General features: G+C 52.8%; 10 protein-coding genes and 1 pseudogene. 7 read left to right on the top strand and 4 right to left on the bottom strand.

Annotated features, from left to right (window positions below):
• Positions 1-10: 10 nt before the first annotated feature.
• The 6 genes and pseudogenes from M1E16_RS26835 to M1E16_RS26860 form a co-directional block, all read left to right on the top strand.
• Positions 11-1,693, top strand: coding sequence for a recombinase family protein (locus M1E16_RS26835; RefSeq protein WP_458128785.1), 1,683 nt, complete (start codon positions 11-13; stop codon positions 1,691-1,693).
• A 623-nt stretch (positions 1,694-2,316) separates the two neighbouring features.
• The gene (locus tag M1E16_RS26840) at positions 2,317-2,928 is read left to right on the top strand and encodes a replication/maintenance protein RepL (RefSeq protein WP_458128786.1); all 612 of its coding nucleotides are present in this window, start codon (positions 2,317-2,319) and stop codon (positions 2,926-2,928) included.
• The gene (locus M1E16_RS26845; protein ID WP_458128787.1) at positions 2,921-3,310 is read left to right on the top strand and encodes a hypothetical protein; all 390 of its coding nucleotides are present in this window, start codon (positions 2,921-2,923) and stop codon (positions 3,308-3,310) included. The genes M1E16_RS26840 and M1E16_RS26845 overlap by 8 nt, the downstream gene beginning before the upstream one ends.
• 96 nt (positions 3,311-3,406) lie before the next feature.
• A complete protein-coding gene (locus M1E16_RS26850) occupies positions 3,407-3,769 on the top strand; it encodes a hypothetical protein (RefSeq protein WP_458128788.1) in 363 nt (120 codons plus the stop codon).
• A 326-nt stretch (positions 3,770-4,095) separates the two neighbouring features.
• Positions 4,096-5,133: a hypothetical protein gene (locus tag M1E16_RS26855; RefSeq protein WP_458128789.1), complete on the top strand. Its 1,038-nt coding sequence runs from the start codon at positions 4,096-4,098 to the stop codon at positions 5,131-5,133.
• Positions 5,134-5,209: 76 nt separating this feature from the next.
• Positions 5,210-6,586 (top strand): annotated as a pseudogene (locus tag M1E16_RS26860) (YifB family Mg chelatase-like AAA ATPase); the annotation flags it as partial.
• 5 nt (positions 6,587-6,591) lie between these two features.
• Here M1E16_RS26860 and M1E16_RS26865 read toward each other — a convergent pair.
• The 3 genes from M1E16_RS26865 to M1E16_RS26875 form a co-directional block, all read right to left on the bottom strand.
• Positions 6,592-7,806 carry an aldose 1-epimerase family protein gene (locus tag M1E16_RS26865; protein WP_458128790.1) on the bottom strand — a complete coding sequence of 405 codons (1,215 nt, stop codon included), beginning with the start codon at positions 7,804-7,806 and terminating at the stop codon, positions 6,592-6,594.
• A gap of 517 nt (positions 7,807-8,323) precedes the next feature.
• Complete coding sequence (locus tag M1E16_RS26870; RefSeq protein WP_434627130.1) at positions 8,324-10,300, bottom strand: methyl-accepting chemotaxis protein; 1,977 nt, start codon at positions 10,298-10,300, stop codon at positions 8,324-8,326.
• Positions 10,301-10,480: 180 nt separating this feature from the next.
• The gene (locus M1E16_RS26875; RefSeq protein ID WP_434654744.1) at positions 10,481-11,401 is read right to left on the bottom strand and encodes a LysR substrate-binding domain-containing protein; all 921 of its coding nucleotides are present in this window, start codon (positions 11,399-11,401) and stop codon (positions 10,481-10,483) included.
• A gap of 158 nt (positions 11,402-11,559) precedes the next feature.
• On the opposite strand from M1E16_RS26875, the gene M1E16_RS26880 reads away from it, so the two are divergent.
• Positions 11,560-12,954, top strand: a complete 1,395-nt coding sequence (locus tag M1E16_RS26880; RefSeq protein ID WP_458130373.1) for a NorM family multidrug efflux MATE transporter — start codon at positions 11,560-11,562, stop codon at positions 12,952-12,954.
• A gap of 110 nt (positions 12,955-13,064) precedes the next feature.
• Here M1E16_RS26880 and M1E16_RS26885 read toward each other — a convergent pair whose 3' ends face one another.
• Positions 13,065-14,735: a putative bifunctional diguanylate cyclase/phosphodiesterase gene (locus M1E16_RS26885; RefSeq protein WP_434654738.1), complete on the bottom strand. Its 1,671-nt coding sequence runs from the start codon at positions 14,733-14,735 to the stop codon at positions 13,065-13,067.
• Positions 14,736-14,829 lie beyond the last annotated feature (94 nt).

The raw sequence follows: 14,829 nt of genomic DNA on the forward strand, positions 1-14,829 counted from the left end.
GTAGCGAAAAATGACTGTACATATATACAGCTATAAGCGCATATCTTCACGTACACAGCGTGAAGGCACAGGCATTGATAGACAAGAAGCGCTGATTCAAGAGCACTTGGCACGTCATAAGCTTGAACTGACAAGAGAGTTTGTAGATTTAGGCATATCGGGGTTTCGTGGCAAGAACGCACGTATAGGAGCTTTGAAAGAGTTTTTAGATTTAATTTCGCAAGGCGTGATTAAAGCAAATGACATTCTATTGGTTGAGAATTTCGACCGTCTAACAAGAATGAACGGCATTGACGCAACAAAACTTGTCGTTGATATTCTTTCTTCAAAAATCATAATCATTACTCTGGGAGATAATCAAGTATATGATTATCGACAAGAAGACCATTCGAGTATTTTATTTAAAATAAACTTTGTATTAAGTCGAGCGAATGAAGAGAGTAGAATTAAAAAAAATAGGTCGCTGGGAGCGTGGAAAAAGAAGCACAACGAAGCAAAATCTTCAAATAAAGTAATGACAAAAAAACTTCCATACTGGGTGTCTTATGACGAAGAAAGTGAAAAACTTAATCTAATTAAGAATAGAGCAAATGAAGTTAAGCGAATTTTCGAACTGTTAGAGCTATTCGGGTGTGCAAGAACAGCCATAGAAATTAATAAAACTGAAACTGATAAAAAATGGACATTAATAGCAATTCGCCATTTGTCTCGCGCAAAATCCGTTTATGGGTGTCTAGAAATTTACAAAACAAAGACAGAAAATGGTGAAAGTGCGGATTATGAAGAGCTGGAAAATTACTATCCTGCGGTGATTTCAAAAGAAAAATTTTTTAATATCCAAACGAAACTAAACATCAGAGCAGAGACTCACGAAAAGAAAGGTCGAGAAGCGAAAGGGTTTAGGAATGTTTTTAAAGGTGTGATTTTTTGCGAGCATTGCGACACTGCTCTTCATCAGCACTTTACAAAGCGAAAAAACAAAGAGTATATGTATCTACTTTGCGCGAAAAGTTTGGTAAATGCATGCCCTGCGGCTCGTAAAATATTCATACCATATAACTATATTTATGAACCGTTTATGCTTTATTACAAGAATTTTGGTTTGGAGAAAATCATTAGAAAATCTGGCGACGCTCAAAGCCTTATCGAAAGTCGCAACGCATGTAATGCTGAACTTGAAGACAAGCAAAAAACTATTGAGAAAATATTAGAAAGTATTGAGTTGAGTGGCGGTGATATTCCAAAGGTTCTTTTGAGTAGAATTAGGAAAATTGAGACTGATATTAACGGACTGACGAGCAGGGTAGATAACATTGATTTAGAAATTTCAAGGATGAATTTATACGTTGAAGCTGAACAAGCGATTAGCCGTTCTGATATTGATTCGCTACTAGATAATGAAGAGGGAAGAATCAGATTTAATCTGCTTTTGAAAGAGAGTCAAGTACAAATCAGAGTGTTGAAGCGCTTTGAGGACAGTGAGCCCTTTGATGGTCAGGACTTTAAAGACGAACATAAAATGAGCGAGGTTGTAATTAACAATAAATCAAAAGGTTTCGGCGTGAGTTATTACTTTGATAGAAAACACGCTATGCTCGCAGGTGGTACTTACTACTTCTATACCAAAAAGTTGGTTGGAGGATGGAAGACGGATTTTGTACTTCCATTAGGTTCAAGAGCAGATTTTAATTAAGAAGACTCGCCCGAAACGCCGCATAGGCGCGGGCGCTATCTGGACGTGGGTAATTCACCTTGACCCAAAGGGTCAATGTTATGAATGAATCATTAAGAGAGAATAGCCAAATCGCTTTTAATGCTTTTCTGCTTTATTGCTTTCACAAAAAACAAAGTAAATAACGGCAGTTTATGCCGTGTATTTTTTAATTCTTTCTTACGGGTCTTATTAAACCTTAAAAGCCTTACCTCATTACCATCTTAAGCAACCCTCAAAGCCACGTTATACGTGGCTTACAGCCCTTCGATATTGACTAAAAAATCAATGTCCATGTACTTTTTCATCAATGCTCATATACTTTATCATCAATAGTCATTGATTTTTTAATCAATGCTTATGACTTTTTTATCAATACACTTTTACTTTTTAGTCAAGCTCGTTGACTTTTTCGTCAATGACTATTTCGACAATACAATTAACTTCATAATCAATAAATAAACCTCTTGTACTCATTCCAATAAAATAAAATTGCTCATATAGAAATTTTAATTTCAAAAAAGCTAATTATTTTGTCGTTTAAGTCTTTATTTCTAAAATCTAAATGCTACGCTATGGTTATAACTAGCAAAATGAGGAAATAAATGAATGAGTTTATAGATGTTAATAGTGCAAATACTGAACAAGATGATAATTTTAGACCGGCAAATTCTGACAATGCAAAATCTATTGCTGAGCAAGTTAATAGCGCTGTTGAATTAGCAATGTCTGTATTACATAGCAGATATGTAAATGACAAGAAAAACGCAAATGACGATGATAAACAAATCAATGCAAAAGTAACGACTAAAATAGAATTAGATAAAGAAAATTCGTTAAAGAAGGATGTTAAATATTTTTATGGCTTTTCAGAAAATTTATTAAAGCTAGAATTAACACCAACCGAATTTAAGATAATCGTGCACATTTTAGATACGTTAAAATGGGGCAATGTTGTGTCAATGACACAAGCGTCAATTGCAGCAAAAACAAAAATCAGTGCTTCTGTTATAAACAGAAATTGGAAAACACTCATAACTAAAAAAGTATTAATTATTGACGAAAACAATAGCATTTATCTCAATACGAATTTCTTTTTTATCGGACTTTATCAGAAAATGGATAAAGAGCGTCGAGCAGATTTTGAAAAAGCATCGGTTTTTGATGATGTTCAAATTAAGCATATGCATAATTCGAAAGGCATTAAACATGAATGATTTTTTTAAATTCTCGTTTGTGCTGCTTGCATTGTGTATCGCTGTAAATGCGGGATATTTTGAAACGACAAGCAATGTTCCTGCTGGGACTGTAATTGAAAACAAAGTTCCATCAAAGGACAGAATGACAGATAAAGAACGACAAGAGTCTGTAAGAGCTTATCAAGCGGCTGCTCGTGATTGTAAAAACAAAGACACTATTAATGAGCGAGGAAGTACGGCGCTGGAAATAAGCCACAGTTTTAACTTTAAAACAGGAAGTTGTGAAGAGTCAAAAACACTCTGGACAATGCAGGATGGAGATTTTTGGAGAAATCCCGAATATTTAAGTAAAGCCGTTGTTATTAAGACTTATACTTTGCCGACAAATCCATATTACTAAAGTTTTCTATGCCGCAGGTACTGCGGTATTTACTCCCTCCCCCCTTCCCCCCGCTGGGGGGTTAATAATTGTATAATGATAGAAAATACAATTATTATGAATGAGATGGAAATTAGAAAAAAAGCAGAAAATCTTGTTAGTTTGATAAGAGACTTGAAAGTCATCAGTGCATTTCAGATATTATTGAGTAATGCGAATAACATTCAGCAATTACTTTTGTTGATTGAACTTGTCGAGTTGTATCAATCAAGTTCAAAAAATAAAGAGCGAGAAATAATTAATAAAGTGATTTTTCTGGGGCAAGAACGTAGCAATATGACAGAACGTCTTGCGTTGATTTTTATTGTGAACGACCTTGTGCGTCTATTTTTTAAATCTCGTAAAGTGTGTCCAAAATCGACTGTTGATAAACAGCAGATTTTGAACACACGCAGAAATAAATCTTTTAGACGATTTTGATTCTTTGCCTTTGCCTTTGCTTTTGCTTTTGATGTTGGGTTCGAAGGGGTATCCCCTCGCAAATAGGAAGGCGAAGCCGTCAACTCGCAGAGTTGTCCTATCTTGAACACAACCTTTTCGGATGAACAACTATGAAATTTCGTTGTTACGATATGCTACTATAAAAGCATAACAACTTTAAATGCAATGAATAATTTATATTTACTATGCACGAACTGCAAGAAGAAAACACAACATGGTTTGCTTTGGCATACAAACACAGAGTTTGATTTACCAAGATTTTCAATAGTTTGTAAGACCTGTCGAACAAAGTTCGAGGGTTCGATATGAGCATAAAAAATTGGACTGTAACAACAGAGCGTGTCAAAAATAAAGATGTTGGGTTGTCTGAATATGTAAGTTATTTAGTAAGTGAAAAGCACAAAAATCATAAAAACACGACTATCTATACTCTGTTTAACTCTGATGCAAATACGTTTCTTAATAGTACTATTCAAGAAACGATTTCATTTGACGCAAAAAATAAAAAAGGGGGAAGAAAAGTTGAGTCTTTTGCTCAATCTTTTAACTTCATACTACCCCCGCCACATAAACCAACACCTGACGAGTGGAAAAAAATAGCAAGGGATTTGGTCAATACAGTTCACAAAGAGCTAGAGATAGAATCGGACATTAATCAATTTGGCCGGGCGTGTTTTCTGAACATACACGACCAAGCAAATCCGCATTTAAACCTTCTTGTTCCTAGGATTTTTTCAGGGCAGAGATTGGCTGATTTGGATAGAAAGAACGTTCTATCGAAATTGAAATTACAGTTCAATCAATCAGTGTTAAAGCACTGCAATATCGATCATACACATCACAAGCCGTTAAGAACAAACGTGGGCAGGCGCAAGACTGCACAGCGTTACGAGTATGACAAAGCAAAAGAAGAAGCTCAAAACGCTTCAGAACTCATTTTAGAAGCGCAGAACGTAACGACTGTGGCGGTTCTTGCACAGAAAGAAGCAGAGACAAAGCTGAAAGAATTAGAGGTTAAAGAAATTGAGTTAGACAATAAAAAGTCTGAAATAATGCTTGAAAGAGAGAAACTAAGCTTCATCGTAAAAGCATTTAATGATTTTAAGTCGAGTTTGATTCGCTGGGTGAACAGCATAAGAAACGATTCGACGCTTGATGCTTTGATTAACAGGCAAGACGTTGAAGCGAAAGCGAATGAAATTATTGAGAATGATAAGTTCGATGATGATGATGCAAGTCTTGTTGAAAATATGATTAAAGAACAATCAGACAAGTTAGAAAAAGATGAGTATGAGTTTTCTCGACCAACAATTTCATCGAGAAAACCCGAACTGAAAATGTAAGTCCTTTTGCTTGCTTGATTTTCAATCAAGCGAGAAAAAGGGCTCCATAAAGCTTTGTTTGTTAAACCGCTAGTAAAGCGCAGTGAAGGAAAGCAAGGATCGGGTGCGCAGTGCGATCATCAACTCGGGGCTCAGCTTTCCGGCGCGGCGCATCACCCTGAACCTGGCGCCGGCGGACCTGCCCAAGGACGGCGGGCGGTTCGACCTGGCGATTGCCCTTGGCATCCTGTCGGCCAGCGTGCAGGTGCCGACGCTGATGCTGGACGACGTCGAATGCCTCGGCGAGCTGGCGTTGTCCGGGGCGGTACGACCGGTACGCGGGGTGTTGCCCGCGGCGCTGGCGGCACGCAAGGCTGGACGCATGCTCGTGGTGCCTTGGGCGAATGCCGAGGAGGCCTGCCTGGCGTCGGGACTGAAAGTGATCGCGGTGAATCACCTGCTCGAAGCGGTGGCGCATTTCAATGGCCATACCCCGGTCGAACCCTTTGTTTCCAACGGGCTGCTTTCGGCCAGCAAGCCCTACCCCGATCTCAGTGAGGTCCAGGGCCAGGCCGGGGCCAAGCGTGCTTTGCTGATCGCGGCAGCAGGAGCCCATAACCTGTTGTTCAGCGGCCCGCCCGGTACCGGCAAGACGCTGCTGGCGAGCCGTTTGCCAGGGTTATTGCCACCCTTGGCCGAAAGCGAGGCCCTGGAAGTCGCGGCGATCCAGTCGGTCGCCAGTTGCGTGCCGTTGAGCCATTGGCCGCAGCGTCCGTTCCGTCAGCCGCATCATTCGGCGTCCGGCCCAGCGCTGGTGGGCGGTGGGTCCAAGCCGCAACCGGGAGAAATCACCCTTGCTCATCACGGCGTGCTGTTTCTGGATGAGTTGCCGGAGTTCGACCGCAAGGTGCTGGAAGTGCTGAGAGAACCGTTGGAGTCGGGGCACATCGTGATATCCCGCGCCCGGGACCGGGTGCGCTTTCCGGCGCGCTTCCAACTGGTGGCGGCGATGAATCCCTGCCCGTGTGGCTATCTCGGCGAGCCCAGCGGTCGTTGCTCCTGCACGCCGGACATGGTGCAGCGTTACCGCAACAAACTGTCCGGCCCGCTGCTCGACCGGATCGACCTGCACCTGACCGTGGCCCGGGAAGCCACCGCACTGAACCCCAAGAGCGAACCGGGGGACGACACCGCCACCGCCGCCGAACGGGTGGCTGATGCCCGTGAACGCCAGCAAGTACGCCAAGGCTGTGCCAATGCGTTCCTGGATCTGCCGGGCCTGCGCCGGCACTGCAAACTGTCCACGACCGACGAAGCCTGGCTGGAAACCGCTTGCGAACGGCTGACCCTGTCGCTGCGAGCCGCCCATCGCTTGCTCAAGGTCGCCCGGACATTGGCCGACCTTGAGCAAGCGGAGCGAATCAGCCGCGAACATCTGGCCGAAGCCCTGCAGTATCGCCCCGCCACGGTTTGAACCGCTTACGGCTTGCTCAGGTCCACCAGCGGGGCATCGCGCACCTCGGTTTTCCGATCGCCCTGGATGTCATCAATGCGCTTGAGCGCCTTGTCAACGGCAGCCTTGTCCGCCAACAGGCTGTAATGGATCTGGAACTGCTTGCGCTCTTTCGGCGCAATGGTTGGCACCAGGCCCAGTGGTCGCTGATAGCGACGGTTGTAGGAGAAACTGGTGCCCGGCTCCAGGCCGGTCACGTAGCCCTGGCCTTGGGTATCGGTGTTTTTCCACAGGGAAAATACCGGAAGCGTCCCGGTGTTGAAGCCCACCGATACGCCGAGGCTACCGGCCTTGTTGTGCAATACGGTCAGCGTATCGCCCTTGGCGTCGGCATAAGGCACGACGTTGTAGACGGTTTCGTCGTAGTCCTTGGTTGGAGCACGGTAGGTTTGCCAGTCTTTCAGGTCGCCCTTGGCCTTGTCGTTGAACGGCGACACCTGTTTGACCGGTGCTGCGAAGCGCGCATCCTGCTCCAGGAATGGCGTACTGAAGTTGCTGTGATAGAGCGCCTGGTATTCCTTCGGATAGTCGCCGTTGTTGGTCAGCGTGTCGCTGAGCGCGAAGGTCACGCTGCCGGGTTCGGTGACCAGTTCGGTCTGCACCGAAAAGTCGACTTTCTTGAACGCCTGCTCCTTCAACTCGCCTCGCAGGGTAATCGCGTAGGGCGGTTTTTCATCGATGTGCAGGGTGACTTTGTTCGCCGGGATATTGGCCGCGCGGCCATGCAAGGTCAGCAGCTCGCCATTGTCCATGCCCGGATGACCGACCCATTCGTAGCCGCAGCGGGTGACCAGCTCGTTGAATCCTTCCAGCCAACCCAAGCCGCCCCGGCCATTGAGCTCGATGAATGCCGGATTGACCACTTCCTTGACCGGCGAATCCCACCCCATACGGACATCGCCGACCGAGGCCTGCAGCACATTCATGCCGCGGGTCGGGACGACCGAGAGTTTCATCTTGCCGTTGTCGATATCGACGATGCTGACGCCTTCCTGGCGACCGCCGTGCAGGGTGCGCACCGTCACGGAAAACGGTTTGTCGGTCTTCACACCGAGCTGCTGACTGGTGATTTGCCAAGGCTGTGCGGCCTTGTCGGTATCGAGCAGGACATAATCCCAGGCCATGGCGTGGGAGGCAGCACCGAGGGCGCTGAGGGCAACGAGGAGTTTGAGCGGAGTCATGGAAACGACCTTTTATTGGAGTTGTGCGGTTTTTATAGACTTGAAGAAACGTTTCAGCAAGCCGAAAAACAGCAATCAACCGCAAAAATGAAGGCGACTACAGGATTAGGGAGATTTTTGTGGGAGCGAGCTTGCTCGCGAAAGCGGTGGGTCAGTAGATAGAGATGTGGCAGGAAGGCCGCCTTCGCGAGCAGGCTCGCTCCCACATTGGTTTCGGGTAAGGCGTGAGAAATGGGGCCGCCACAGTTCTCCTGTGGGAGCGAGCCTGCTCGCGAAAGCGGTGGGTCAGTTGATAGAGATGTGGCTGGTCAGCCGTCATCGCGAGCAAGCTCGCTCCCACATTGGTTTTGGATAGGGCGTGAGAAATGGGGCCGCCACAGTTCTCCTGTGGGAGCGAGCCTGCTCGCGAAAGCGGTGGGTCAGTTGATAGAGATGTGGCTGGTCAGCGTCATCGCGAGCAAGCTCGCTCCCACAGTAGTGCTGGGTGAGCTTGCTCGCGATGGTGACGCAGGAAGCCTCAGCGGAACCGATCAACCTCTTTGCGCAGGTCCTGCGCCAGTTTTTCCAGTTCCTTGGCGGTGATTGCCAGGTTCGAGACTACTTCGCGTTGTTCGCTGTTGGCCATCGCGATGCTTTGCAGGTTACTGCTGAGCAAGGTCGCGGTGCTGCTCTGCTCCTGGGTGGCCGTGGTGATCGCTGCAAACTGCTGGCCGGCCGAGCGGCTTTGCTCGTCGATGCGCGCCAGGGCCGAGGCGACATTGGCGTTGCGCGACAAGCCTTCCTGCATGAGCAGGTTGCCCTTCTCCATCGTACTGATGGCATTGCCGGTTTCCTGCTGGATGCTGTTGATCATGCCAGAGATTTCGTCAGTGGCCTGGCGGGTACGCGACGCCAGGCTACGGACCTCGTCGGCCACCACGGCAAAACCACGGCCCTGTTCACCCGCGCGCGCGGCTTCGATGGCAGCGTTCAAGGCCAGCAGGTTGGTTTGCTCGGCAATCGAGGTGATCACACCGACGATGCCGCCAATTTCCTGGGAGCGCTGACCCAAGGTGTTGATGACCGTGGCCGTGCTGTTCAACGCGCCAGCGATCTGTTCCAGCGATGACGAAGCTTCGTCCATCGAGGTACGGCCGATGCGGGTCTGCTGGGCGTTGTCCTGGGCCAGACGCTCGGTATTGCCCATGTTATCGGCGATGTTCAACGAGGTGGCGCTGAACTCTTCCACTGCGCCCGCCATGCTGGTGATTTCGCCGGACTGCTGCTCCATCCCTTCATACGCACCGCTGGACAATCCGGACAACGCCTGGGCACGACTGTTGACCTCCTGCGAGGCCTTGCGGATATGCTCGACCATGGTCGACAAGGCTTGGCTCATCTGGTTGAAGGCACGGGCCAGTTGGCCAATTTCATCGTGGCTGGATACGTTCAGACGCACGCTCAGGTCGCCGGCGCCCAGCGCTTCGGCCTGACGCACGAGGTCGCCCAGGGGCGCCAGTTTGCTACGCAACAGCCACACTGCAGCACCGACCGCCAGCAACATTGCCAGCAGGCTGCCAATGGCCAGTTGCGTACCGACGTTCCAGGTTACTGCGTTGATTTCGGTTTTCGGCATGCTCGCCACCACCGCCCACGGCCCGCCCTCGAACGGCACGGCGACGCTGTAGAACTCTTCTGCGGTGTCTTCCCAGAACGCACCCTTGCCTGGCTTCTTGATCAGACCGGTGATAGCCGCGGTGGCGTTGTCCAGCGCCTGCACACCCGCTGGCGGTACCAACCATTTGTTCTGTTCGTCCAACAGCGCCAGGGAACCGGTCTGGCCGATGCGGAAGCGCTTGAGGTTGTCGAATTGCGCATTCTGCGCATCGGTGTAATCGAATCCTACGTACAACACGGCAATGATCTTGCCGCTGCCGTCGCGAACGGGCGTGTATTGCGACATGTAGAAACGACCGAAGAGCAAGGCCCGGCCGATGTAGCTCTGCCCGCTGATCACCGGGCCGTACGCCGGGCCGGCGCGGTCGAGTACGGTGCCGATGGCCCGCGTACCGTCCTGCTTGCTCACCGAAGTACTGACGCGGATGAAGTCGTCGCCGCTACGCACGAATATAGTCGCTACGCCGGCGGTCATCGCTTTGAACTCGTCCACTTCCTTGAAGTTGTTGTTCAACACTTCGCTGCCCAGGCTCAAGCCTGGCGTCTGCACGCCCGCCACCGTCACCGGCTGGTCCGGATGCACGCTCAGCCCCGCGCTGAAGCGCTTTTCGAACAGTCCCGCCAACCGCTGGGTGCTCTCGCGCAAGGTGCTATGGAAGGTATTGAGCTGGTCGGCCATCAGGCGCGCTTCGCTGGCCAGGTGCTCTTCACGAGTAGAAAGGTTGGCGGCGTCCAGTGAACGCAAGGCGAAGACGGTACTGCCGGAAATCACGACGGCTAGTATCACGGCAAGGGCAAGGCCTAGCTGTGAGGCGATCCGGGCGCGGGGTTGAGACATGACGGCTCCTGGCCGAGAGACTGGATCATCCTGATCACGTCGCACGCTCGGCATTCAATTTTTGAGATGTGGGCCCTTTCTGTACGAAGGTTCTATGTTCACGGATTCGGCACCAAAACCGAATACTTGAGCGCCCTGGAAGGAATAATACCAAGTAGCCACTACCGCACCTTCAAGCTTTCAGGCCAGTCGCTTCACCTCGGGTAGCTGCATGGCGCTGACCTCGCCTTGGAGAAAATCGCTGAGCCTGCGCAAACGTTCACCTCCAGGGCGGGTCTTCGGCCAGACGAGGTAATAGTGCTCGCCGCTGGCAACAGCCGTAGGCCACGGCAGACTCAACCGTCCCTGGGCAACGTCCTCGGCGACCATCAACAAATCGCCCATGGACACACCATAGCCCCGCGCCGCAGCGATCATGCCCAGTTCCAGCGTATCGAATACCTGGCCGCCCTTGAGCGAGACCTTGTCCGCCAGCCCCATGCGCTGCAACCAGTTGCGCCAGTCCCGGCGATCCGGCGTGGGGTGCAGCAGCTCCGCGCTGGCCAGCCGCGCCACGTCCCAGGGTTGGTCGTTGAGCAGAGTCGGTGCGCCGACCGGAATCAGCTCCTCGGGGAACAGCAGACTGGCCTCCCAGTCCGCCGGAAAGTGCCCGTTGCCCAGCAGAACCGCGCAGTCGAACGGCTCGGTGTTGAAGTCCACCGAGTCGACGTCCATCCAGGCGCTGGTCAATTGCACTTCGTTGCCGGGTTGCAGATGCCGAAAGCGGCTCAGGCGCGCCAGCAACCAACGCATGGTCAGGGTCGACGGAGCCTTCATGCGCAAAATTCCGTCCTCGCCGTGCAAGGTATGGCAAGCACGCTCCAGCGCCATGAAACCCTCCCGCACGCCCGGCAGCAGCAGGCGTGCCGCCTCGGTCAGTTGCAGGTTGCGGCCGCTGCGCTGAAACAGCCGACAGGCGAAGTGTTCCTCAAGCGTGCGAATGTGCCGGCTGACCGCGCTCTGGGTAATCGACAGTTCTTCAGCGGCCCGGGTAAACGAGCTGTATCGCGCCGCCGCTTCGAATGCGCGCAACGCATAAAGAGGAGGAAGGCGACGAGACATCGGAAAGACTCCTGTAGCTTTTTTCGAACCCTATCAGAAGATTCGCCCAGCATGAGTTTTAATCATGCCAGCAATCGGATTTATCCTTTTGTGCAAACCACCGCAAGCGCCGAGAATCGACGTCTTACTGCCTTGTTTGAACATGGAGCGTGATGATCATGCGGCATCCGGTGCGTATCGAACTCTGGGCCATCCTGCGGCTGGCGGGGCCGTTGATTGCTTCGCAGTTGGCGCACATGCTGATGGTGCTGACCGACACCCTGATGATGGCGCGCCTGAGCCCTGAAGCCTTGGCCGGTGGCGGTCTGGGGGCGGCGAGTTACTCGTTTGTGTCGATTTTCTGCATCGGCGTGATCGCTGCCGTCGGTACGCTGGTTGCGATCCGCCAGGGCGCTGGCGATATTGAAGGCGCCACCCGGCTGACCCAGGCCGGGTTATGGCTGGCCTGGTTGATGGCGCTGGTGGCCGGGTTGCTGTTGTGGAACCTCAAGCCGGTGCTGCTGTTGTTCGGCCAGACTGAAACCAACGTCCTCGCCGCCGGCCAGTTCCTGCTGGTGCTGCCGTTCGCCCTGCCCGGCTACCTGAGTTTCATGGCCCTGCGTGGATTTACCAGCGCGATCGGCCGGGCCACTCCGGTCATGGTGATCAGCCTCGGCGGCACGGTGGCCAACTTCCTGCTCAACTACGCGCTCATCACCGGTATGTTCGGCTTGCCGAAGCTCGGCCTGATGGGGATCGGCCTGGTGACGGCGATTGTTGCCAACTGCATGGCCCTGGTGCTTGCCTGGCACATCCACCGGCACCCGGCCTACCGCGCCTATCCATTGCTTGAAGGCCTGTCGCGGCCCAATCGCCAATACCTCAAGGAACTATGGCGCCTGGGCCTGCCGATTGGTGGTACCTACGCCGTGGAAGTCGGGCTGTTCGCGTTCGCCGCGCTGTGCATGGGCACCATGGGCAGCACGCCGTTGGCTGCGCACCAGATCGCTCTGCAAATCGTCTCGGTGGCATTCATGGTTCCGGCGGGTATGTCGTACGCGATCACCATGCGCATCGGCCAGCATTACGGCGCCGGGCAATTACTCATGGCGCGCCTGGCCGGACGGGTCGGGATCAGCTTTGGCGCAGCGGCGATGCTGGCCTTCGCCATGGTGTTCTGGCTGCTGCCCAATCAACTGATCGGTTTGTTCCTGGATCACAATGACCCGGCGTTCCGCCCGGTGATCGACCTGGCTGTGAGCCTGCTGGCCGTGGCGGCATGGTTCGAGCTGTTCGACGGTACGCAAACCATTGCCATGGGCTGTATCCGTGGCCTGAAGGACGCCAAGACCACCTTCCTGGTAGGCCTGGGTTGCTACTGGCTGATTGGCGCGCCCGCTGCGTGGTGGATGGCCTTTCATTTGAACTGGGGGCCGACTGGTGTCTGGTGGGGCCTGGCCCTGGGGCTGGCGTGCGCAGCGGTGAGCCTGACGTGGGCATTCGAGTGGAAGATGAAGCGGATGATTCGCAGCGAGCCGGAGCAGCGGAATTTCGAAGCGATCCAGGCGAAGTGAAAATACATCCCCTGTGGGAGCGAGCCTGCTCGCGAAGGCGGTGTGTCAGTTGGTGGATGTCCGGCTGACACCCCGCTTTCGCGAGCAGGCTCGCTCCCACAGGGTTTGTGTCAACTCACGATCTCCTGCGTCGCCTGGCCACCCTCAAACGTCAGGTATTCAACCAACTCCACCAACGGCAGCGGCTTGCTGATCAGGAAGCCCTGCACCTGATCGCAACCGAAACCCCGCAGCAGATCCATCTGTTCACGGGTCTCGACGCCTTCGGCCACGACTTCAAGATTGAGGTTATGGGCCAGGTTGATCATCGCGTGCACCAGCTTGCGGTTCTCTTCACGCTGCTCCATGCCGCCAACGAAACTCTTGTCGATCTTGAGCAGGGCGATGGGCAGGCTGTTGAGGTGCACGAAGGAGGAAAAACCGGTACCGAAATCGTCCAGGGAGAACCGCACGCCCAGGCGGCCCAAGGCATCCATGGTCTGCTTGACCATTTCGCTGCGACGCATGACCGCGGTTTCGGTGAGTTCGAACTCCAGCCACTGGGCCTCGACACCCCGTTCGCTGATCAACCGACTCAAGGTCGGCAGCAGCTGACTGTCCTGGAATTGCCGGAACGACAGGTTGATCGCCATATGCAGCGGCGCGAGCCCGCGCTCGCGCAAGGCCTGCATGTCCCGTAGCGCCCGGGAAATTACCCAGTAGCCCAACGGTACGATCAGGCCGCTCTGCTCGGCCAGTGGCACGAATTCGCTCGGCGGCAACAGCCCGCGCTCGCCGTGACGCCAGCGCACCAGGGCTTCGAGGCCGACGATGGTGCCATCGGCAAGGTTCAGCCGCGGCTGGTAATGCAATTCCAGTTCGTCGCGACGCAGCGCCCGGCGCAGTTCGCTTTCCAGGTCGGCGAGACTGCGGGCGTTGCGATTGATGCGCTCATTGAAGATATGAAAAGTGCAGCCTTGCGTGCTCTTGGCCTGCTGCATGGCGATATGCGCGTGCCACATCAGCGGGTCGGCACCGGCCTGGGCGCGAGCATGGGCGATCCCCAGGCTGCAGCCGATCAGCAGGCTTTCGCCATCGACCCAGTAGGGTTCGGCCATGGCTTCGGTGATGCGCTCAGCCATCCACTCGGCCCGCTGGGGCGCGCGGCGGGTATCGATCAGCAGGGCAAATTCGTCGCTGCCCAGCCGCGCCAGTTGATCACCGACTTCCAACGCGCCCTTGAGGCGCGAGACCACCTGCAGGATCAGACGGTCGCCGGCCTGATGACCGAGCGCGTCGTTGGCGTGACGAAAGTTATCCAGATCCAGATGGCCGAGCGCCAGGCCACGGCCTTCGTTTTCAGCCAGGCGTGCCGCCAGCAGGGTCTGGAAGCCTTGGCGGTTGGCGATGCCGGTCAACGGGTCCTGCTCGGCGAGCCGTTGCAGAGTGTTTTCCAACACCCCGCGCTCGCGCACATGACGAAGGCAACGACGCAGCGTCGCCTCATCGAGTACGTCACGCACCAGCCAGTCGCTGACGCCGTCCGGGGGAGTCGCCGGCTCGTGCTCAAGCAACAGCACCGTTGGCAGGCGGCAACGACCGGGCGCTGGTTGCAAAGCAGCGACAGTCAACAGGACCGCATTGCGGTTGTCTTCGAACAGGCTGCTGACCGACTCCCAGCTCGGGGCGCTGATCAACACGACCGAGGGGCCCATGGGCGCCAGGCACTCGCGCAATATCGCTGACCACTCAGGCGTTTCGGCCAATAAGAGCAAACGCAAGGGTTCGACAGGCGTAGACAAGCTGACTCCCTAGACTCTGCAAGGTGGTAGGCGCGGGGCATTATGACTCGCCGACGGGCAATCACCAATGCCAATGGTTCTCAAACACTCGGTT

It is taken from the genome of Pseudomonas sp. Z2-11, from assembly GCF_054161305.1.